Origin of the sequence: Nocardioides zhouii (assembly GCF_004137345.1) — a bacterium.
Lineage (GTDB): Bacteria > Actinomycetota > Actinomycetes > Propionibacteriales > Nocardioidaceae > Nocardioides > Nocardioides zhouii.
On the sequence record NZ_SDWV01000004.1, the window covers coordinates 1 to 19731 of the forward strand.

18 protein-coding genes and 2 tRNA genes are annotated in these 19731 nt (G+C 70.9%); 4 read left to right on the forward strand and 16 right to left on the reverse strand.

Annotation, left to right across the window (positions count from 1 at the left end):
* Positions 1-71: 71 nt before the first annotated feature.
* From EUA94_RS04650 to EUA94_RS04660, 3 genes are read right to left on the reverse strand one after another with little or no spacing between them, the layout of a single operon-like run.
* A complete protein-coding gene (locus tag EUA94_RS04650; RefSeq protein ID WP_129425212.1) occupies positions 72-1442 on the reverse strand; it encodes a bifunctional folylpolyglutamate synthase/dihydrofolate synthase in 1371 nt (456 codons plus the stop codon).
* Positions 1443-1467: 25 nt separating this feature from the next.
* Positions 1468-2475 carry a hypothetical protein gene (locus EUA94_RS04655; RefSeq protein ID WP_129425214.1) on the reverse strand — a complete coding sequence of 336 codons (1008 nt, stop codon included), beginning with the start codon at positions 2473-2475 and terminating at the stop codon, positions 1468-1470.
* Positions 2476-2484: 9 nt separating this feature from the next.
* Positions 2485-3402, reverse strand: coding sequence for a GNAT family N-acetyltransferase (locus tag EUA94_RS04660; RefSeq protein ID WP_129425216.1), 918 nt, complete (start codon positions 3400-3402; stop codon positions 2485-2487).
* Between the two features lie 92 nt (positions 3403-3494).
* Between EUA94_RS04660 and valS the strand changes: the two genes are divergently transcribed.
* Positions 3495-6128: a valine--tRNA ligase gene (valS, locus tag EUA94_RS04665; RefSeq protein WP_129425217.1), complete on the forward strand. Its 2634-nt coding sequence runs from the start codon at positions 3495-3497 to the stop codon at positions 6126-6128.
* Between the two features lie 84 nt (positions 6129-6212).
* Here valS and EUA94_RS04670 read toward each other — a convergent pair whose 3' ends face one another.
* The 5 genes from EUA94_RS04670 to EUA94_RS04690 form a co-directional block, all read right to left on the reverse strand.
* Positions 6213-6875 (reverse strand): hypothetical protein, encoded by a 663-nt coding sequence (locus EUA94_RS04670; RefSeq protein WP_129425219.1) that lies wholly within the window; start codon positions 6873-6875, stop codon positions 6213-6215.
* Between the two features lie 133 nt (positions 6876-7008).
* The gene (clpX, locus tag EUA94_RS04675; protein WP_129425221.1) at positions 7009-8289 is read right to left on the reverse strand and encodes an ATP-dependent Clp protease ATP-binding subunit ClpX; all 1281 of its coding nucleotides are present in this window, start codon (positions 8287-8289) and stop codon (positions 7009-7011) included.
* Between the two features lie 159 nt (positions 8290-8448).
* The gene (locus tag EUA94_RS04680; protein WP_091196598.1) at positions 8449-9057 is read right to left on the reverse strand and encodes an ATP-dependent Clp protease proteolytic subunit; all 609 of its coding nucleotides are present in this window, start codon (positions 9055-9057) and stop codon (positions 8449-8451) included.
* A 2-nt stretch (positions 9058-9059) separates the two neighbouring features.
* A complete protein-coding gene (locus tag EUA94_RS04685; protein WP_129425675.1) occupies positions 9060-9680 on the reverse strand; it encodes an ATP-dependent Clp protease proteolytic subunit in 621 nt (206 codons plus the stop codon).
* Between the two features lie 104 nt (positions 9681-9784).
* A complete protein-coding gene (locus EUA94_RS04690; RefSeq protein ID WP_129425223.1) occupies positions 9785-10216 on the reverse strand; it encodes a MarR family winged helix-turn-helix transcriptional regulator in 432 nt (143 codons plus the stop codon).
* 24 nt (positions 10217-10240) lie between these two features.
* Between EUA94_RS04690 and EUA94_RS04695 the strand changes: the two genes are divergently transcribed.
* Positions 10241-11446: a phosphotransferase gene (locus EUA94_RS04695; RefSeq protein WP_129425225.1), complete on the forward strand. Its 1206-nt coding sequence runs from the start codon at positions 10241-10243 to the stop codon at positions 11444-11446.
* A 75-nt stretch (positions 11447-11521) separates the two neighbouring features.
* Here EUA94_RS04695 and tig read toward each other — a convergent pair whose 3' ends face one another.
* The 6 genes from tig to EUA94_RS04725 all read right to left on the reverse strand — a co-directional run bounded on the left by tig (position 11522) and on the right by EUA94_RS04725 (position 15822).
* Positions 11522-12937: a trigger factor gene (tig, locus tag EUA94_RS04700; RefSeq protein ID WP_165356800.1), complete on the reverse strand. Its 1416-nt coding sequence runs from the start codon at positions 12935-12937 to the stop codon at positions 11522-11524.
* A 136-nt stretch (positions 12938-13073) separates the two neighbouring features.
* A tRNA-Pro gene (locus EUA94_RS04705) sits at positions 13074-13146 on the reverse strand.
* A gap of 46 nt (positions 13147-13192) precedes the next feature.
* Positions 13193-13266, reverse strand: a tRNA-Gly gene (locus tag EUA94_RS04710).
* A 102-nt stretch (positions 13267-13368) separates the two neighbouring features.
* Positions 13369-14421 (reverse strand): PP2C family protein-serine/threonine phosphatase, encoded by a 1053-nt coding sequence (locus EUA94_RS04715; protein WP_129425229.1) that lies wholly within the window; start codon positions 14419-14421, stop codon positions 13369-13371.
* Positions 14418-15308 carry an Fpg/Nei family DNA glycosylase gene (locus EUA94_RS04720; protein ID WP_129425231.1) on the reverse strand — a complete coding sequence of 297 codons (891 nt, stop codon included), beginning with the start codon at positions 15306-15308 and terminating at the stop codon, positions 14418-14420. Before EUA94_RS04720 ends, EUA94_RS04715 begins: the two co-directional genes overlap by 4 nt.
* On the reverse strand, positions 15301-15822 hold the full coding sequence (locus tag EUA94_RS04725) for a ribose-5-phosphate isomerase (RefSeq protein ID WP_129425233.1): 522 nt from the start codon (positions 15820-15822) through the stop codon (positions 15301-15303). The genes EUA94_RS04720 and EUA94_RS04725 overlap by 8 nt, the downstream gene beginning before the upstream one ends.
* A 61-nt stretch (positions 15823-15883) precedes the next feature.
* Between EUA94_RS04725 and EUA94_RS04730 the strand changes: the two genes are divergently transcribed.
* Entirely contained in the window at positions 15884-16615 is a 732-nt protein-coding gene (locus EUA94_RS04730) for a glycerophosphodiester phosphodiesterase (RefSeq protein ID WP_165356801.1), read from the forward strand.
* An 87-nt stretch (positions 16616-16702) separates the two neighbouring features.
* Positions 16703-18040: an HNH endonuclease gene (locus EUA94_RS04735; RefSeq protein WP_129425237.1), complete on the forward strand. Its 1338-nt coding sequence runs from the start codon at positions 16703-16705 to the stop codon at positions 18038-18040.
* On the opposite strand, the gene EUA94_RS04740 is transcribed toward EUA94_RS04735, so the two are convergent.
* Entirely contained in the window at positions 18037-18843 is an 807-nt protein-coding gene (locus EUA94_RS04740) for a DUF3626 domain-containing protein (RefSeq protein WP_129425239.1), read from the reverse strand. The genes EUA94_RS04735 and EUA94_RS04740 overlap by 4 nt on opposite strands.
* Positions 18844-18849: 6 nt before the next feature.
* On the reverse strand, positions 18850-19725 hold the full coding sequence (locus tag EUA94_RS04745) for an alpha/beta hydrolase (protein ID WP_165356802.1): 876 nt from the start codon (positions 19723-19725) through the stop codon (positions 18850-18852).
* Positions 19726-19731 lie beyond the last annotated feature (6 nt).

Consider the following 19731-nt stretch of genomic DNA (forward strand, 5'->3'; position numbering starts at 1 on the left):
CCCACCCAACACAACGCGCTGCAAGCAGTCCTCAACCACCTCGAGGCCGCCTGACGTTGACACAGGGCTACTCATCGACGGCCCTTGAGCATCGCCCGGGCCTCGCCGACGGTCACGACCGAACCGGTCACCAGCACCGCGCCGGCGCCGATCGACACCTCGATGGCCTCTCCCGCCTCGGCCAGCGTGGCCGCACGGTCGATCGCCTCGGCGAGGTCGGGCACGACGCTGACCCGGTCCTCCCCGAAGATCTCGGTGGCCGTACGGGCGAGGGTGGCCGCGGACATCGAGCGCGAGCTCGAGTTCTGGGTGCAGACGAGGTAGGTGAGGTGCGGCTCGAGGACGTTCAGCAGGCCCTCGTGGTCCTTGTCGGACATCACGCCCATCACCCCGACCAGCGGGCTGAAGGCGAAGGAGTCCTCGAGCGCGGCGGCGAGCGCCTCCGCGCCGTGCGGGTTGTGGGCGGCGTCGAGCACGATGGTCGGGCTGCGGCGGATGATCTCGAGCCGTCCCGGCGAGGTCACCTCGGCGAACGCCGCTCGGACCAGGTCGTCGTCGAGTGCGCCGCTGCCGAACGACTCGACCGCGGCGAGGGCGACGGCGGCGTTCTGGGCCTGGTGGGCGCCGTAGAGCGGGAGGAACACGTCGTCGTACCTCGCGTGCACGCCTTGCAGCGAGAGCATCTGCCCGCCGACCGCGGGCGTACGGGCGGCGACGCCGAACTCCACGCCCTCGCGCGCGACGCTGGCGCCGACCTCGGCGACCCGCGCCATCAGCACGGCGGCGACCTCGGGGGTCTGCTCGGCCAGCACGGCGACGGAGCCGGGCTTGATGATCCCGGCCTTCTCGACCGCGATCGTGGCGGGGTCGTCGCCGAGGTACTTCTCGTGGTCGACCGCGATCGGGAGCACGACGGCGACGTCGGCGTCGATCACGTTCGTCGCGTCCCAGGCACCACCCATCCCGACCTCGACGACGGCGACGTCGACCGGGGCCTCGGCGAAGGAGGCGTACGCCATCCCGACGATCGTCTCGAAGAAGCTCAGCGGGTGCTCCTGCTCGGCGTCGACCAGGTGCGTGTAGGGCGCGACGTCGTTGAAGGCGCGGACGAAGCCCTCGTCGTCGAGCGGCTCGCCGTCGATGCTGATCCGCTCGCTCATCTTCTCGAGGTGCGGCGAGGTGAACCGACCCGTACGCAGGTCCAGCGCGCGCAGCAGCGTCTCGATCATCCGGCTCGTGCTGGTCTTGCCGTTGGTGCCCGTCACATGCACCGATCGGAACGACCGCTGCGGATCGCCGAGCAGCTCCGTGAAGGCCTGGATCCGGTCGAGGCTCGGCTCGAGCTTCGTCTCCGGCCAGCGGGAGAGCAGGGCGTCCTCGACCTCGGCGAAGGTCTGGGCGAGGCGTGCGGGTTCGGCGGGGTCCGGGGGCAGCTCAGTCATCTCGCGCCGAGTCTAGGGGCCCGTGTCAGCAGCGGACGATCCGCCGCCAGGGCTCCACCACCTGCAGCGCCGTGCCGTCGACGGGGTGCTCGCGGAACTGGTCGAGGGCGTCGGCCCAGCGCGGGTCGGCGGTGCCCGTGACGTACATCGACGAGCCCTGGTCGGCGTAGACGAGGCCGTAGCGCTTCATCGCGACGACGATCGCGCGCGCCGCCCCGGTGTAGGCCGCCGTCGGGAACGACTTCCGCAGCCGGAAGCGCAGTCCGTACGCCGGCAGGTCCCGCGCGGTGTTGCCGCTCGGGCCGCAGTGGCGGGCCGGCCACGTGTACGCGTGGCGCGCGCTCGGCAGCGTGAAGCGCAGGGCGTGGGTGATCCGGCCCGACGCGGCCTCGTCGTAGGAGAGGAGGCCGGGCAGGATCGGCATGCCGGCCGCGTCGGCGGACGTCCACGTCGCCGGCCGCAGCCGGTTGGACGAGAGGTCCCAGCGCGCGGCAGCCGCGGCCCGCCAGGCGACGACCATGCCGGACGAGTCGCGCACCCGCTCGGCGGCGTACAGCTCGATGAGGTCGCAGGTCCCGCGACGGACCGCCAGGACGTGACGGTCGCCCTCGGCGGGATCGGGGTCCCGCGCGCTGCCGCCCTCGATGGCGGCACCGGCCGGCACGAAGACCGGGCCGCGGTCGCTCTCGTCGCGGTAGTCCTCGCCGTCGACACCGAACAGCAGCGGTAGGAGCGGCTGGTCCTCGTCGACGACGTTGACCGGGATGCCGTAGTAGTCCTCGGTGGTCCCGAGGTCGAGGTGGAGGTCGTGCCCGGCGGCCTGCTTCGCGACGACCGCGCGCGAGTCCTTCCACACGGGGAGATCGTCGATGCGCCGGTTCCACGGGTTGTCGGCCGGGAACAGCTCGCACCCGCCGACGGCGTGCACCGGGGCCCGCCGGTCCGCCTCGGGGACGGCGCCGGCCGGCAGCGCCGCGGCCGTGACGAGGAGGGACAGGGTCAGCAGGACGCTGCGTCGGAACAGGGGCCGCATCCGCCGAGACTAGGGCGTCGGCGGGACGGTGACGAGGTGCTCGGCCATGTCGACGACCAGCTCGTAGCCGAGCTCGGCGTAGATCTTGTTCGACGTCGGGTTGGCACGGTCGGTGAACAGGCACATCCGGTGGCCCGCCTCGAGGCCGCGCCGGGTCAGCTCGCCGACGACGTACGACGCGATGCCGCGGCCGCGGAACTCCCGAGGCGTGTAGACCGGGCCGATCCGCGCGACGCCGTACGACGGCAGCCCGGATCCGGTGAGGTGCGCGACGGTGCCGTCCGGCAGCTCCCAGAGCCACTCGACCCCCTCGCGGATCCTGACGAGGATGCTGTCGAGCGTGTTGTGCTCGCCCGACGTCGGGTCGGGCTCGCGGCCGGCCTGCTCGTCGGCCTCCTCGTGGAAGGCCGTGAACCACGCGAGCACCAGCTCGGCGTCGGCCTCGGTGGCCGGTCGGAGCGTGCCCTCGGGGGCGCGCGGGACGTCAACCGCCGTAGCCTCCCAGAGTCGGGTCGCCTTGTCCGAGACCATCTCCCCGCCGGCCAGCTCGGCGGTCGCCCGGGCGAGCACCTCGGCACCCGGCAGCGCGCCGTTGGCGCCGCCGAGGAACTCCCCCCGCTCGTGCAGCGCGGTCGCGAGGGCACGGGCGGCGTCGTCGGACATCGGCATCGCGAAGGTCGGGTAGGGCTTGAAGGGCGCGGTCCGCATCGCCGCGCTCACCACGGCGCCCGACCCGTCCCGTACGGCGAGCCACCACCGGTCGAACGGGGCGTCGGCTTCCGCCCAGGAGTCCCGGCCGTCGGCCAGCTCGCGAGCGGTCCGCTGGGTCACGCTCGAAATCACGCTGCCCAGGACGGGGTCCGAGGCGAGCAGATCGCCGGCCACGTCGAGGAAGGGCTGCGGGGCGTCGAAGAACTCGAGATCCATCACGCCACGCTAGACGCGCACCGCGCCACCTTGCCAACCCAATTCCCACTGGTCGTTTTCGCAGGCAGGAGGCCCGTCCATAGACTCAGGACATGACTGAGAACCCCAGCACCCATGCCCCGGAGACGACGAGCACCGATCCGCGTGCCGTCGTCGTACCGGAGCGTCCGGCGCTGGAGGGGCTCGAGGAGAAGTGGTCGCGCACCTGGGCCGAGAACGACACGTACGCCTTCGACCGCACCCAGCCGCGCGAGAACGTCTACTCCATCGACACTCCCCCGCCCACCGTCAGCGGGTCGCTGCACGTCGGGCACGTCTACTCCTACAGCCACACCGACCTGATCGCGCGCTACCAGCGGATGCAGGGCAAGGCCGTCTTCTACCCGATCGGCTGGGACGACAACGGCCTGCCGACCGAGCGCCGCGTCCAGAACTACTTCGGCGTCCGCTGCGACCCGACCCTGGCGTACGAGCCCGACTTCACGCCTCCCGACCTCAGCCAGTTGAAGGGGGCGGACGCCAAGAAGCAGGTCCCGATCAGCCGGCCCAACTTCATCGAGCTGTGCGAGCAGCTGGTGGTCGAGGACGAGAAGGCCTTCGAGGCGCTGTGGCGCCAGCTCGGCCTCTCGGTCCAGTGGAACCCGACGTACACCACGATCGGCGACCACTCCCGTACGGTCAGCCAGCGCGCGTTCCTGCGCAACTACGCCCGCGGCGAGGCCTACCTCTCCGAGGCGCCGACCCTCTGGGACGTCACGTTCCAGACGGCCGTCGCGCAGGCCGAGCTCGAGGCGCGCGACTACCCCGGTCACTACCACCGCGTCGCCTTCCACCGCCCCGATGGCTCTCCCCTCCACATCGAGACGACGCGCCCGGAGCTGATCCCGAGCGTCGTCGCGCTGATCGCGCACCCCGACGACGAGCGCTACCAGGGCCTTTTCGGGACCACGGTCTCCTCGCCGGTCTTCGGTGTCGAGATCCCGGTCCTGGCCCACCACGCCGCCGAGCCCGACAAGGGCGCCGGCATCGCGATGTGCTGCACGTTCGGTGACCTCACGGACGTGATGTGGTGGCGCGAGCTCGACCTCCCGGTCCGCACCGTGGTCGGCCGCGACGGCCGCCTCACCCGCGAGGTGCCCGAGTGGCTGGGCAGCGACGCCGCGTCGACGGCGTACGCCGAGATGGCGGGCAAGACGACCTTCAGCGCCCGCGAGGCGATGGTCGCCCTGCTCCGCGAGTCGGGCGACCTCGACGGCGAGCCGAAGGCCACGCAGCGGATGGCGAACTTCTACGAGAAGGGCGACAAGCCGCTCGAGATCGTCGCGACGCGCCAGTGGTACATCACCAACGGCGGGCGCGACGCCGCGCTGCGCAAGGAGATGCTGGTCCGCGGCGAGGAGATCACCTGGATCCCCGCCCACATGAAGCACCGCTACGACAACTGGGTCGGCGGCCTCAACGGCGACTGGCTCGTCTCGCGGCAGCGCTTCTTCGGCATCCCGTTCCCGGTCTGGTACCCCGTCACCAGCGACGGCGAGCCCGACCACGACCACCCGCTCATGCCGAGCGAGGACCAGCTGCCGGTCGACCCGTCGACCCAGGCGCCGCACGGCTACACCGAGGACCAGCGCGGGAAGCCCGGCGGCTTTGTCGGCGACCCCGACGTGATGGACACCTGGGCCACCTCGTCGCTGACGCCGCACATCGCCGGTATGTGGGGCGTCGACGACGACCTGTTCTCGCGGGTCTTCCCCTACGACCTCGCCACCCAGGCGCACGACATCATCCGCACCTGGCTGTTCTCGCGCGTCGTCCGCGCCGACTTCGAGAACCAGGTCGTCCCGTGGTCGCACGCGATGATCTCGGGCTTCATCGTCGACCCCGACCGCAAGAAGATGTCGAAGTCCAAGGGCAACGTCGTCGTCCCGACCGACATCCTCGACAAGTACGGCGCCGACGCCGTCCGCTGGCGCGCCGCCATCGGCCGCCCCGGTGCGGACTCGCCGTTCGACGAGTCGCAGATGAAGGTCGGGCGCCGGCTCGCGATGAAGGTGCTCAACGCCTCGAAGTTCGTCCTCGGCAACGTCGGCGCCACCGCGCTCACGCCCAGCGCCGTCAGCGCGCCGGTCGACTGCGCCCTGCTGGGCCGGCTCGAGGTCGTGGTCCGCAGGGCCACGGAGGCGTTCGACGACTACGACTACACGACCGCGCTCGAGGTCACCGAGAAGTTCTTCTGGGAGTTCTGCGACGACTACCTCGAGCTGGTCAAGGAGCGTGCGTACGACTCCGACGGCGGTCCCGCGACCGAATCGGCCCGCGCCACGCTCGCGATCGCGCTGCACGTCCAGCTCCGGCTGCTCGCGCCCTTCCTCCCGTACGCCACCGAGGAGGTCTGGTCGTGGTGGCAGGACGGCTCGATCCACCACGCCCCGTGGCCGACCGCCGCCGACCTCGGCTCCGCCGCCGCCGCCCAGCCGCTGGTGCTCGACGCGGTCGCGGCCGCGCTCACCGGCATCCGGGGCGCCAAGTCGCAGGCCAAGGCCAAGATGCGCGCCCCGCTCTCCCGCGTGGTGATCACCGGGCCGGAGTCACTCGTCAACGCCGCCCGGCAGGCGGAGAACGACCTGCGCGCGGTCGGCACCATCGTCGGTGACCTCGAGTTCGTGGCGGACGACTCCGCCACCGAGCTGCGGGTCAGCGCCGAGCTCGCCCCGACCGAGGACTGATCACCGTCTGAGCGGTGGTCCACCCACCTTTCGCGCCAGCGAACGTGGCTGGGCCACCGCTCGGAGCGGTGGCGGGGGCGAGACCTAGCGGGCGGCCTTCTCCGCGTCGCGGAGTGACTTCGCGGCGTCCTTCTCCGCGTCGCGGAGGGCCTTCTCGGCGTCGCGGGTGGCCCGTTCGGCGGCCTTGGCCGCGTCGCGAGCCGCCTTCTCCGCGGCCTTCTCGGCGTGGCGCTGGGCCTTGTCCGCCGCCTTCTCGACCCGCCTCTCGGCCTTCTGGAGCTGGCGCTGGGCCTTGGCCTCGAGCCGGGCAAGCCTGCGCTCCGCGCGGGCGGCGGACTTCTCGGCCTTGCGGTCGGCCTTGGGCGCGGGCGCGACCTCGGTCTCGTGCTCGACCTGGGTGGTGGTGCTGCTCGTGCCCTCGTCGGAGGAGTCGGACGAGTCGTCCTCGGTCACGCCGGAGGATGCGGGGGCAGGCGTCGCCGCCTGCTTCTTCGCGGGCGCCGCGGGGGTGATCCCGAGCGGCGCGGTGCTCAGCTGGACCGGGAAGCCCACCTCGACAGGTGCGGCCACGTCGGGCGACGGGGCAGGCGCCCGCTCGACATGACCACCCACGGACGACGCGATGGGCTTGCCCGGCTGCAGGAAGTCGAAGCTCCAGCCCTTGCCGACCGACACGGTCATCAGGACGGCGCAGAGCACGGCCACGAGAGCGAAACCGACGAGCGGCCGCTTCGGATCAACCCCCACGGGGTCCCCTTCCCACATGCAGACGAGACGTCAGTGTGGACGGGTCATGACGCCTGATCACCGCCGATAGCCCGGAATAGTCCGAAATGACTAGACCGGCATGGTCACGATGGGCCAGGCGAGCGGATCAGGCTCAGGCAGACTTCTTCTTCCGGCCCTCGGACTCGCGCAGGATGAAAGTCGGCTCGACCTCGTCCTCGACGACCTCGCGGGTCACGATGACCTTCGCGATGTCGCCACGCGACGGCACGTCGTACATCACGTAGAGGAGGACCTCCTCGATGATCGCGCGCAGTCCGCGGGCACCGGTGCCGCGCTCGAGAGCCGCGTCGGCGATCGAGTCGATGGCCTCGTCGGTGAACTCGAGCTCGACGCCGTCGAGGTCGAAGAGCTTCTGGTACTGCTTGACCAGCGCGTTGCGCGGCTCGGTCAGGATCTGGACGAGGGCCTCGCGGTCGAGCTTGTTGACGCTCGCGATGAGGGGCAGGCGGCCGATGAACTCGGGGATCAGGCCGAACTTGGTGAGGTCCTCGGGACGCACCTGCGCGAGCAGGTCGTCGGCGTTGCGCTCGGCGGCGCCGCGGACCTCGGCGGTGAAGCCGAGGGACTTCTTGCCGACGCGCTGCTCGACGATCTGCTCGAGACCGGCGAAGGCGCCACCCACGATGAAGAGGATGTTGGTGGTGTCGATCTGGATGAACTCCTGGTGCGGGTGCTTGCGACCGCCCTGCGGGGGCACCGACGCGGTCGTGCCCTCCAGCATCTTGAGCAGTGCCTGCTGGACGCCCTCACCGGAGACGTCGCGCGTGATCGAGGGGTTCTCCGACTTGCGGGCCACCTTGTCGATCTCGTCGATGTAGATGATGCCGGTCTCGGCCTTCTTGACGTCGTAGTCGGCGGCCTGGATCAGCTTGAGGAGGATGTTCTCGACGTCCTCGCCGACGTATCCGGCCTCGGTCAACGCCGTGGCGTCGGCGATCGCGAAGGGGACGTTGAGCATCCGGGCGAGGGTCTGGGCGAGGTACGTCTTGCCGCAGCCCGTCGGGCCGATGACGAGGATGTTGGACTTGGCGACCTCGACGACGTCGTCCTTGGCCTTGCCGCTGACCGGCTGCAGGCCGCCCTGGACGCGCTTGTAGTGGTTGTAGACCGCCACGGCGAGGGACTTCTTCGCGTGCTCCTGGCCGATGACGTAGGAGTTGAGGAACTCGAAGATCTCCTTGGGCTTGGGCAGCTCCTCGAGGCTGACCTCCGAACCCTCGGCGAGCTCCTCCTCGATGATCTCGTTGCAGAGCTCGATGCACTCGTCGCAGATGTAGACGTTGGGTCCCGCGATGAGCTTCTTGACCTGCTTCTGGCTCTTGCCACAGAAGTTGCACTTCAGCAGGTCGCCGCCGTCACCGATACGTGCCACGAGTCGTGTCCTCCAGTCTTGCCGGAAAAGGGTTCCGGCAATCAACACCTTGCGCTGTGCTGTCTTGCAATGGGCCCGACGACGGTACCCCGTGTCGGCCCCCGGCGGGGGCCGGACACGAGATGTCGCGGGTCATGTTTTCCGTTGGCCGGATCGCGCTCAGACGAGCGCGGGCGTGGCCTTGCGGGACTCGATCACGGCGTCGATCAGGCCGTACTCCACGGCCTGGGCGGCGGTCAGGATCTTGTCGCGCTCGATGTCCTTGCTGACCTGCTCGATGTCCTTGCCGCTCGAGTCGGCGATCATCCGCTCGAGGAGCTCGCGCATCCGGAGGATCTCGTTGGCCTGGATCTCGATGTCGGAGGTCTGGCCGAACGTGCCCTCGGTGTAGGGCTGGTGGATCAGGATGCGGCTGTTGGGCAGCGCCATCCGCTTGCCCTTCGCGCCGGCCCCCAGCAGGATCGCGGCCGCGGACGCGGCCTGGCCGATGCACACGGTCTGCACGTCGGGCTTGATGAAGTTCATCGTGTCGTAGATCGCGGTCAGCGCCGTGAACGAGCCACCGGGGCTGTTGATGTAGATGCTGATGTCGCTGTCGGGGTTCATCGTCTCCAGGCACATGAGCTGGGCGATGACGGCGTTGGCGACGTCATCGCTGATCGGGGTGCCGAGGTAGATGATGCGGTCCTCGAAGAGCTTGGCGAAGGGATCGATGCGGCGGAACCCGTAGGAGGTCCGCTCCTCCCACTGGGGGATGTAGTAGTTCATGTTCAGTCCTTCTGCGTGGAACTGGATTGGCGGGCCGGGCGACCCTCGTCGGCGGCCTCGCGGGCATTGGTGACGACCTTGTCGACCAGGCCGTACTCGACGGCCTGCTCGGCCGTGAACCACCGGTCGCGGTCGGCGTCGGCGACGACCTGCTCGACGGTCTGGCCGGTGTGCTCGGCGATCAGGTCGAGCAGCACCTTCTTGATGTGGAGCGACTGCTGGGCCTGGATCTTGATGTCGGAGGCCGAACCGCCCATGCCCGAGGAGGGCTGGTGCATCATGATGCGCGCGTGGGGCAGGGCGTAGCGCTTGCCCTTGGTGCCGGCGCAGAGTAGGAACTGCCCCATCGAGGCGGCCAGGCCCATGCCGACCGTGGCCACGTCGTTGGGGATGTAGTTCATCGTGTCGTAGATCGCCATGCCGGCGTCGACGGAGCCGCCGGGGCTGTTGATGTGGAGGAAGATGTCGGCCTCCGGGTCCTCCGCGGAGAGCAGCAGGAGCTGGGCGCAGATCGCGTTGGCGTTCTGGTCGCGCACCTCGGAGCCGAGGAAGACGATGCGCTCGCGGAGGAGTCGCTGGTAGATGTGGTCGTCGAGGCCATACATCCCACCGGCGCCGTTCATCTCGGGCGAGAGGACTGGGTTGGAGTTCTGGTTCACGCTGGCGACATTAGCCGGAAGGTCGGACAGTTCCACGCGACAACCCGCCCTGTTCGCCCACAGCGGATTCAGCCGAGCGCGACCTCGGCCAGCACCTCGCGGAACACGCGGTAGCGCTCGGCCCCGACCCGATCGGCCCACTCCGCGTCGCACGCATCCAGCACGAGCCTCGCCCGGGCCACGGCGTCGAGCCCGCGAGACGTGATGCGTACGCGCCTCGCCCGGGCGTCGTGGTCGGCGACCGTGACCTCCACCATGCCGAGCCCGGCGAGCTGCCGCACGAACTGCCCGCACCCCTGCGTGGTCATCTCGACGCAGACGGCCAGCTCGCTGATCGTCAGGCCCTCGGGCGGCAGCCACTCGAGCACCCGCAGCTGCGAGGCCCGGAGCTCGGGCGCGTCGACGGCGAGGCGGGCGCGCAGGTGGGTGAAGATCAGGCCCATCAGCATCGGCAGGTGCGGGTCGACTGCCGGCAACCGGCCGCCCTTGACGTCAGACATGAAAGCATCTTACCTTTTCTCACCATGAAAGCAACTTTCACGCCGTCGACCCCCGGGGTGCACGACCGTGCGCTCCTCGGTGACGACGACGTCGACGACGCGGACCTGGCGGCGATGGTGGCCGACCTGTGGGAGGTGCCGTCGGTCGATCTGCTCGACTCGGTCGCCCAGACCGTCGACTACGACATCCCCTCCATCCTCACCGGTGCCCGCACCTGGGTCCGCGGGCGGGCCGATGCGGGCGACGGCCCGCGTGACTTCACGTTCTTCGTCAAGCGGGTGCACCACTGGCGCCACTCCCCCGCGTTCGCCTTCGTGCCACCCGAGATGGGCGACTGGGCACGCAGCGCCGTGCCCTGGCGCGCCGAGGTCCTGCTCTACGGCTCCGACCTCGCCGACCGGCTGCCGGCCGGCCTCTCCGTGCCCCGCGCGCTCAGGGTCGACGACCGGCCCGACGAGACTGCCGTGCTCTGGCTGGAGGTCGTCGAGCACAGCACCGAGCCGTGGGACCGGACGACGTACGTCGAAGCGGCCGGCCTGCTCGGTCGGCTGTCCGGCGGCGCCCGGGTCGCGGAGGTGGCCGACATCGATCCGCTGCCCTGGCACATCCAGTACTTCGTGCAGGGTCGGATCGCACAGACCGTGCTGCCGGGACTCTTCGACGACGCGACGTGGCAGCACGAGCTGGTCGCGCCGCACTTCAGCAGCATGCGCGCCGAGCTCACGGCTGTCGCGAACCACCTCGACCCCCTGGCGGAGGAGTTCGCGGCGATGCCGCACCGCGCCGCGCACGGCGACGCCTGCCCCAACAACCTGCTGCGTCGCACCTCCGGCGAGGGCTTCACCCTCATCGACTACGGCTTCTGGCGTCTGCAGCCGGTCGGCTTCGACCTCTCCCAGCTCGTGGTCGGCGATATCCAGATCGGCCGACGTGACGCCGACGACCTGCCCGAGCTCGCCGAGGCCTGCCTGACGGCGTACGCCGCCGGGCTGGCGGCCGAGGGCCTGGACGTGCCGGACGCGGTGCTGCGCCGCGGGCACGCCGTGAGCCTCATGCTCTTCAACGGCCTGCCCAGCCTGCCGCTGGAGCTGCTGGCCGAGGCGGAGCAGCTGGCGGCTGCCGGGGAGCTCACGGACGAGCGCCGCACCGCGATGGACCACTGGTCGCGACAGCGCGCGGCGATCGCCCGCTACGCGCTCGACGTGCTCGCCCGCACCAACCCGGCCTGACCGGCCCGGAACGGCGACGACCGGCGCCCACCCGAGGGTGGACGCCGGTCGACAGGTTCCGCAGGAGCGAGGAGATCAGGCCTTCTCGGCGTCCTCGTCGGTCGCCTCGTCGGTCGCCTCGTCCGCTGCCTCGTCGGCCTCGTCCGTGGCCTCGACGGGCTCACCGATGGTGCCGTCGGGACGCAGGTTCTTCAGCTCGACCACGTTGCCCGAGGCGTCCGTGACGGTCGCGGACTCCACGATCGTCGCGAGCGCCTTGCCGCGCAGGATCTCCTGCACGAGGTCGGGGATGTGGTTGTGCTCGAACATGTGGTTCGCGAACTCCTGCGGGTCCTGACCGGACTGCTGGGCGCGCCGCACGAGGTGCTCGGAGAGCTCGGCCTGGTCGATGCCGTACTCCTCCTTCTTGGCGATCTTGTCGAGGATGAACTGCGCGGCGACGGCGTCACGGACCCGGCGCTCGAGGTCGGCCTCGAACTCCTCGGCGGTCTGGCCCTCGTCCTCGAGGTACTTCTCCATGGTGATGCCGGCGAAGCCGAGCTGCTGCTCGACGTTCTGGCGACGGGCGTTCAGCTCGTCGGTCACCATCACCTCGGGCAGCGGGATCTCGACCTTCTCGAGGAGGGCCTCGAGGACGGCGTCGCGCGCGGCGGCGGCCTGCTCGAGGCGCTTGCCCCGGCCGAGGCGCTCGCGCACGTCGGTGGTGAGCTCCTCCGCGGTGTCGAACTCGGAGGCGAGCTGCGCGAACTCGTCGTCGTACTCGGGAAGCTGCTGCTCCTGGACGGCCGTCACCTTGACGGTGACCTGGACGGCCTGGCCGACGAGGTCGCCGCCCACGAGCTCGGAGTCGAAGGTGGCGTCGTCGCCGGCGGACAGACCGGCCAGGGCCTCGTCGAGGCCGTCGATCATCCCGCCGCGGCCGACCTTGTAGGACATGCCGGTGACCTCGCCACCCTCGACGGCCTCGCCGTCGGCGGCCGCGAGGAGGTCGATGGTCACGAAGTCGCCGTCGGCGGCCGCGCGCTCGACCGGGACGAGGGTGCCGAAGCGCTCGCGGAGCGCCTCGACCTGCTCGTCGACGTCGGCGTCGCTGATCTCGATGTCCTCGACGCTGGCCTCGAGGCCGTCGTACGAGGGCAGCTCGAACACGGGCTTGATGTCGACCTCGGCGGTGAACTCGAGGGACTCGTTGTCCTCGAACTTCGTCACCTCGATGTCGGGCTGGGCCAGCGGCTCCAGGTCGTGCTCCTGGAGCGCGGCCATGTACTGCTGCGGGACGACGGCGTTGATGGCCTCGTCGAGGACCGGACCGCGACCGACCTGGCGGTCGATGACCGCCGGCGGGACCTTGCCCCGGCGGAACCCCGGGACGTTGATCTGCTTCGCGATCTTCTGGTACGCCGCGTCGAGGCTCGGCTTGAGCTCCTCGAAGGGCACCTCGACGGTCAGCTTGGCCCGGGTCGGGCTCAAGTTCTCGACGGCGCTCTTCACAAATGTCTCCTGGTGCATCGGGTATGGGTGGTGCTGCGTCCTGGGCGTGCGGCACGCGCGCGTGAGGGGAAGACGCGGCCACAAACCACACGAGTCTATCGGCGGTGCGGGCGCAGGCCGAATCACGGTCTCGGGGTCGGGGCGACAGGACTCGAACCTGCGGTCTCCTGCTCCCAAAGCAGGCGCGCTAGCCACTACGCTACGCCCCGCCAAACCGGCCTGTGGGCCGCCTGGTCGGCGACCCGAGGGCCTGCTTGGAGCGGATGACGGGAATCGAACCCGCGTAGCCAGTTTGGAAGACTGGGGCTCTACCATTGAGCTACATCCGCGCGTCACCGACGTTGCTCGTACGGGGCCCGTACGACGCCTGTGCGGGAGTCATGGTGCCACAGGTGCGCACGTTGTTTGGCGCCGGCGTTCAGCGCCGGCGTTCAGCGGCGGTGGACCAGGAGCAGCGCGCGGTCGTCGTTGCGCGAGCCGAGCGAGTCGATCAGTCGCGTCGCGCCGCCCTCGAACTCGCCGCGGAGCAGGCGTTCGGCCTGCCCGAGCATCTTGTCGATCCCCGAGGCGATGTCGCGGTTGCGGGTCTCGACCATGCCGTCGGTGTAGAGCAGGAGGGCGTCGCCCTTCCGCATCACCCCGGAGCTGGCCTCGAAGGTGGCGCCCTCGATGAGGCCGAGGATCGGCCCCTCGGTCTCGACGACCTCCCACCTCCCCGAGCCCGCGTGGCGTACGGCGGCGGGCGGGTGGCCGGCGCTGCGCAGGTCGTAGCGGCCGGTGCTGAGGTCGAGGGACAGGTGGATGGCGGTGGCAAAGCCCTCGTCCCAGTCCTGCTGGAGCAGGAAGGTGTTGGCGCCGGCGAGGAACTCACTCGGGGGCAGCGCGCTCAGCAGCCCGCCGATCGCCCCGGAGAGCAGCAGGGCCCGCGTGCCGGCGCCCTGGCCCTTGCCCGAGACGTCGACGACGGCGACGTCGAGGCGCTGACCGACGCGCGAGGTGACGACGAAGTCACCCGCGAACGGAGTGCCGCCGGCGGAGCGGAGCTCGGCGGCGGCGTACCACTCGTCGGGGAGCGCGGGGATGCCGCCCTGGCGCAGGATCCGGTCGCGCAGGTCGACGAACATCTGCTCGCCCTGGATGCCCGCGACGCCGAGGCGCGAGCGCCGGAACGAGGACAGCAGGACCAGGAACCCGAGCCCGAAGATGATGATCACCGTCAGCACGATGCGGACACTGATGTCCTGCACAGGGATGACGGCGGCGAGCACGGCGAGCACGAACACGACGAACCACGGCAGCTGTCGTGGACTCAGCATCAGGCTCGAGACGACCAGCGGCACGAGGAGCGTGACCAGGGGCGCGTCGACCGGGAAGAGCCAGATCGACGCACCGATGGCAAGCGTCGCGACGACCAGCGCCACCAGGATCCGTGACCCGCGCGGCACGACCCGGTTGAGGCTCGCCTCGAGCCAAGGAGCAGTCATGCCCGAGCTCCTCCCGATGCGCCAGGCTTCCTGGTCGCTGACTGTACGGCTCGGGAGCGGAACGCGGGCTGACATCGCGGACACCAGAAGATGTTGCGTCCGACCAGCTGCCCGGTCCGGACCGTCGCCCCGCAGACGTGGCACGGCATCGACGTACGGCGGTAGACGTACACCTCGCCGCCGTGGTCGTCGGTCCGCGGCGCCCGGCCCATCGCCTCGGGCAGGTGCTCGGGCCGGACCGTGTCGATGCGACCGGTGCGCACACCCTCCGACATGAGCTCGACCAGATCGGCCCACATGGCCCGCCACTGGCCCACGCGCAGGGTGTCGCCGGGGCGCAGCGGATGGATGCGGTGCCGGAAGAGCACCTCGGCGCGGTAGACGTTGCCGACCCCGGCCAGCACCTTCTGGTCCATCAGAAGGTCGCCGATCGAGCGGGGGCTCCGCGAGATCCGGCGCCACGCGAGGTCGGGATCGGCGTCGCGGCGCAGCGGGTCGGGACCGAGCCGGCCCAGGATCTCGTCGCGTCGGGCCCCGCCGACCAGGTCGCACAGGATGGCGCCGCGCAGGTCGGCGTACGCCGTCCCGAGGTGGTCGGCAGCGACCAGCCGGAGACGTACGGCACCGCGCGGCGGCTCGACCCGGTCCACCGATGCGTGCACGTCGAACGCCCCGATCAGGCCGAGGTGGACGTGGACGAAGCGCTCGTGGTCGAGCTCGACGAACAGGTGCTTGCCGGCCGAGTCGGCGCCGAGGAGCGTCGTGCCGTCGAGCTCGGCCGCCTCGGTGGCGAAGCGTCCCTGGGGCGAGGAGACGCGGACGACGCGCCCGGCGAACGCCGCGACCAGGTCGTCGGCGAGTCGGCGGAGGGTGTGGCCCTCAGGCATCCGTGACGGTCGCGTCCGGGCCGCGCAACGCCGAGTCGGGCAGCGGTGGGAGCTCGCGGGTCTCGTCGTAGACCGAGAGCTGGCCGATCCGCCGGACGTGGCGCTCGTCGCCGGAGAACGGCGTGGTGAGGAAGACCTCCACGAAGCGGGTCATGTCGTCCACCGAGTGCATCCGGCCGCCGACCGAGACGACGTTGGCGTCGTTGTGCTCGCGGGCGAGGGACGCCGTCTCCTCCGACCAGGCCAGCGCGCAGCGGATGCCGGTCACCTTGTTGGCCGCGATCTGCTCGCCGTTGCCCGAGCCGCCGATGACGACGCCGAGCGAGTCGAGACCGTCGGCCTGCTCGGCGGCCACGGCCTCACCGGCGCGGAGACAGAAGACGGGGTAGTCGTCGACGGCGTCGTAGACGAACGGGCCGTGGTCGACCGCCTCGTAGCCGTGGTCGACGAGCCAGTGGAGGAGGTGGTCCTTCAGCTCGAGTCCGGCGTGGTCGGAGCCCAGGTGAACGCGCATGGGGAAAGTGTTCCAGAGTGGACCGACGGCAGGGCACCGACATCTGTGCTGGAGTGGCCACATGTTGCTCGTCGCCCATCGGGGTGCGTCCGCGGTCGCGCCTGAGAACACCCTGTCGGCGTTCCGCGCGGCCATCGAAGCCGGGGCGGACGCCATCGAGTTCGACGTCCAGGCCTCCGCCGACGGGCAGCTCGTGGTCGTCCACGACTCGACCCTCGACCGCACCACGGACGGCACGGGCGCGGTCTTCGAGACCGATGGCGCCACGATCGCCGGTCTCGATGCTGGCGGCTGGTTCTCCCCCGGGTTCGCCGGCGAGCGGGTCCCGACGCTGGAGGAGGTACTGGCCCTCGACGGCGTCGGCTTCGAGCTCGAGCTGAAGGGATACGGGGTGGCGTTCCTCGAGGCCGTGCTCCACGCGGTGCGGGCCGCGCACGCGCTGGACCGCGTGGAGTTCACGGGGTGGAACCTGCCCCTGCTCGCCCGGCTGAAGCGGCTCGAGCCGTCGGCCCGCACCGGGCTGTTCTCGTCCCGGCAGCCCGAGTGGATGCCGGACCCGGTCTTCGAGCACCACGTCGTAGGGACGGCGGCCACGTCCGGGTTCGACGTCGCCCACGTCTATGCGGGCGACCTGACCCCGAGCATCAGCCAACGCCTGCACGGTCTCGGTCTCGAGGTCCACGCCAACGACGCCGCCTCCGCCGAGGACGTACGCCGGGCGATGCGGTCGGGCGCCGATCGTCTCTCCGCCAACGACGTGGACCTCGCCCTCCAGGTCATGCGGCCATCATGAACAACCGGTCCTCCTCGCGTGCTTGACGGCGGGGTCCTCACCTGCAATACTCGAACATGTGTTCGTACTCGGACAAAGGAGGTCCGGATGAAGCCGCAGACAGCCAGCACGTGGCAGGCAGACGACCTGCACGCGTTGGCGGACCTCCTCTCCGGCCTGACTCCGACGGGCCTGCCGAGTGACCACCTCGACCAGCTCGAGGCCCTGCAGCGGGTCAAGTCCGCTGTTGCGACGGCGCAGGTCGCGGTCACGGCCACCTTCGCGGACGCCGCCGACACCGAGGACGCACGGGTTGATGGTCGACGGACGCCGCCGCGGGCGATGTCGATCGGCGCTGAGGTCGGGCTCGCGACGCTGGCCAGTCCGCACACAGGCGAGCAGCGGGTGTTGCTCTCACGCCGCCTGCGCGACGACCTGCCGCACACCCTGGCCGCCCTTGCGCGTGGTGAGCTGACCGAGGACCGGGCCTACGCCGTCGCCCGCGAGGTTGCCCACCTCACCCCCGATCAGCGCCGCCAGGTCGATGAGGACGTCGAGCCTCGCCTGCCGGGCCTCGGCGACGTACGCCTGCGTGAGACGGTCCGCCGCTCGTGCCTCAGGATCGCGTCCGAGACCGAGACTCGCCGCTACCGTCGCGCCCGCGCCGACCGTCGCGTCACCAGCCGTCAGCTCGACGACGGCACCTGCCAGCTCACCGCCATCCTGCCGCTCGAGGTCCTCGCCGCCGTCCGCGCGGCCCTCGACGCCGCGGCAACGACGGCCCGCGCCGAGGGTGACCCGCGTACCGGAGGCCAGGTCCGCGCGGACACCCTCGCCACCCGCATCACCGGCCTCGACCCGGCGTCCGACGCGCCAGCCGTGCGGGTCAACCTCGTCATCGGCGTCGAGTCCCTCTTCGGCGACGGCACCGAGCCCGGCCTCATCACCGGCCTCGGGTTCCTGCCCGCCGCGTTGTGCACCGACCTGGTCCGCCGCGCCAGCCAGGCAGCGAAGGCCACCCTGCGTCGGTTGTTCGTCACCCCGTCCGACCGAGGCCTGATCGCGATGGAATCGGCCAGCCGCCGCTTCGACGGGCTTCTGGCCGAGTTCATCGAACTCCGCGACGGCGGCATCTGCCGCACTCCGGGGTGCAATGCCCTGATCCGGCACCACGACCACGTCCAGCCGGCGAAGGAGCACGGCCGCACGACGGCCGGCAACGGCCAAGGACTGTGCGAGCGCTGCAACTACGCCAAGGAGAGCCCTGGCTGGACCTCGTGGGTCCCCGATCTCCCCCCGGACGCACGACACGAGGTCCACGGAGTGACCGAGCACCTCCGCATCCTTCGCTCCACCGCCCCACCGCTTGCTGGCGGCCCCGCCGGCGCGATCGAGTACTCGCCCTACGAACTCCGGGTCGCCAGTGACTTCACCCTCGCTACCTAGTCGATGTCCTGCCGGCCGAATCGGGCCAGGCAGTGCCACAACCACTTGACTGCCCGCGGGTCGTGCGCGCCAGTGCGCTGAGCGACCGCGAGGCCGGCTGGCGTGATCTCGCCGCCCAGCTCGCGGGCGAGTGCGACCGGGACCTTGCTGCGGTACGTCTCGTCGATCTGACCTGTGGTGACGCGATAGCCCGGATGCGTCTCCACTGCCACGCCGAGGTCGGCGAGCGCACCCAAGGTGTCGCGGTGGTCCGACAGGTTGCTCGGATCCAGCACGATCGCCTGCACGTCGCGGGCGAGGTCGACGCCGCCGTGCACGTGGGCCTCGACGTAGTCGTTCAACGGATCGTCGAGCGGCAGGCCGGCCGCGGTTTCCGGCAGCTGTGCCGGGTCGAGCAGCCCTGCGTCCGCAAGAGCGCACAGCTCCGGCAGCCGCTCGGGCCTGCCCGTCGCGTGCGGGTCGTACACGCTGTCGGGCCAGCAGAAGGTCGACCGCTCGATTGCAGCGGGACGCAGCAGCAGGTACGCCCATCCGAACCGCGGTGCGGCGCCGTAGGGGTCCCGACGCCGGTTCCACGCGCCGTAGACCGGTCGGTCCGCGGGATCGGCGTCGTCGTACCGCCTGCCGAAGAGACGGGCCTCCCACACCCACCGATGGCCCCCCGTGTGTGCGGTCAGTCCGCAGTTGGAGGTGCCCCTCACCCACTGGCTGCGGTAGGCGCCCTCCGCCACGATTGCTTCCAGGACCGTGCCCGTGACACAGGCCAAGCCGGGGTGGAAGTGCAGGACGATCCCGGCCCGCATCGGCCGTCAGCCCGCGGACAGGTGCTGGTCGAGGTAGCCCGCGACCTGGCGTACGAGCGGCTCGGACGCCGTGAAGTGGGCGTGGCGCCAGAAGCCGTGCACCTGGCCGAGGCAGCGGATGCCGACGGTCTCCACGCCGGCCTCGGCGAGCAGCCGGGCGAGCTCCTCGCCCTCGTCGCGCAGCGGGTCGTGCTCCGCCGTGGCGACGAAGGTGGGCGGCAGGGTGTGCAAACGGTCGGACAGGAGGGGTGCGAGGTCTGGGTCGTCGAAGTCGGCCTCGGTGCGGGCGTACTGCTCCCAGTACCAGCGGGCCTCGGCGGGATCGAAGCCCGTGTCCCCCGCCTGCTGCCAGGACGGGAAGGTGCCGCGGGGGTCGAGGAAGGGGTAGACGAGGGCAATCACGGCGAAGAACCCCGGGTTGCGCAGGGCAGCCACGAGCGCGAGGTTGGCGCCGGCGGAGTCGCCGTGCGCGGCGTACGGTCCGGGCGGGCCCTCGCGGCGCAGCCAGCCGACGACCGTGTCGAGGTCGTCGGGCGCGGCGGGGAAGGGGTGCTCGGGCGGTCGGCGGTACTCGACGCTCAGCACGGGTCGCCTGACCCGGTTGGCGAAGCGACGGGTGATGCCGTCGTGGACGTCGATGTCGTTGAGCACGAAGCCGCCGCCGTGGGCGTGCACCACCAGTCCGGGCAGCGCGTCCGCGGGCGTGTAGAGCCGGCACGGCACGCCGTCCGCATCGACCTCGGTGACCGAGGCGACGTCCTCCCGCGGCTGCCGCAGGTTGGCGAGGCGGACCTCCTCGCGGTGGCCCGCGATGTCGAAGCCGGCCGCTGTGATGTCGGGCCCGGCGTCGGCCGCGACGGCCGCGCGCACCTCGGGGTACATCACGGC

Excerpts from the sequence above, each read along its gene's own strand:
- EUA94_RS04650 (WP_129425212.1), bottom strand. The coding sequence starts at position 1,442 with ATGACTGAGCTGCCCCCGGACCCCGCCGAACCCGCACGCCTCGCCCAG.
- EUA94_RS04720 (WP_129425231.1), bottom strand. The coding sequence starts at position 15,308 with ATGCCTGAGGGCCACACCCTCCGCCGACTCGCCGACGACCTGGTCGCG.
- EUA94_RS04660 (WP_129425216.1), bottom strand. The coding sequence starts at position 3,402 with ATGGATCTCGAGTTCTTCGACGCCCCGCAGCCCTTCCTCGACGTGGCC.
- EUA94_RS04695 (WP_129425225.1), top strand. The coding sequence starts at position 10,241 with ATGAAAGCAACTTTCACGCCGTCGACCCCCGGGGTGCACGACCGTGCG.
- EUA94_RS04725 (WP_129425233.1), bottom strand. The coding sequence starts at position 15,822 with ATGCGCGTTCACCTGGGCTCCGACCACGCCGGACTCGAGCTGAAGGAC.
- EUA94_RS04745 (WP_165356802.1), bottom strand. The coding sequence starts at position 19,725 with ATGTACCCCGAGGTGCGCGCGGCCGTCGCGGCCGACGCCGGGCCCGAC.
- EUA94_RS04680 (WP_091196598.1), bottom strand. The coding sequence starts at position 9,057 with ATGAACTACTACATCCCCCAGTGGGAGGAGCGGACCTCCTACGGGTTC.
- EUA94_RS04730 (WP_165356801.1), top strand. The coding sequence starts at position 15,884 with ATGTTGCTCGTCGCCCATCGGGGTGCGTCCGCGGTCGCGCCTGAGAAC.
- EUA94_RS04740 (WP_129425239.1), bottom strand. The coding sequence starts at position 18,843 with ATGCGGGCCGGGATCGTCCTGCACTTCCACCCCGGCTTGGCCTGTGTC.
- EUA94_RS04735 (WP_129425237.1), top strand. The coding sequence starts at position 16,703 with ATGAAGCCGCAGACAGCCAGCACGTGGCAGGCAGACGACCTGCACGCG.
- EUA94_RS04685 (WP_129425675.1), bottom strand. The coding sequence starts at position 9,680 with ATGAACGGCGCCGGTGGGATGTATGGCCTCGACGACCACATCTACCAG.
- valS (WP_129425217.1), top strand. The coding sequence starts at position 3,495 with ATGACTGAGAACCCCAGCACCCATGCCCCGGAGACGACGAGCACCGAT.
- EUA94_RS04690 (WP_129425223.1), bottom strand. The coding sequence starts at position 10,216 with ATGTCTGACGTCAAGGGCGGCCGGTTGCCGGCAGTCGACCCGCACCTG.
- EUA94_RS04655 (WP_129425214.1), bottom strand. The coding sequence starts at position 2,475 with ATGCGGCCCCTGTTCCGACGCAGCGTCCTGCTGACCCTGTCCCTCCTC.
- EUA94_RS04715 (WP_129425229.1), bottom strand. The coding sequence starts at position 14,421 with ATGACTGCTCCTTGGCTCGAGGCGAGCCTCAACCGGGTCGTGCCGCGC.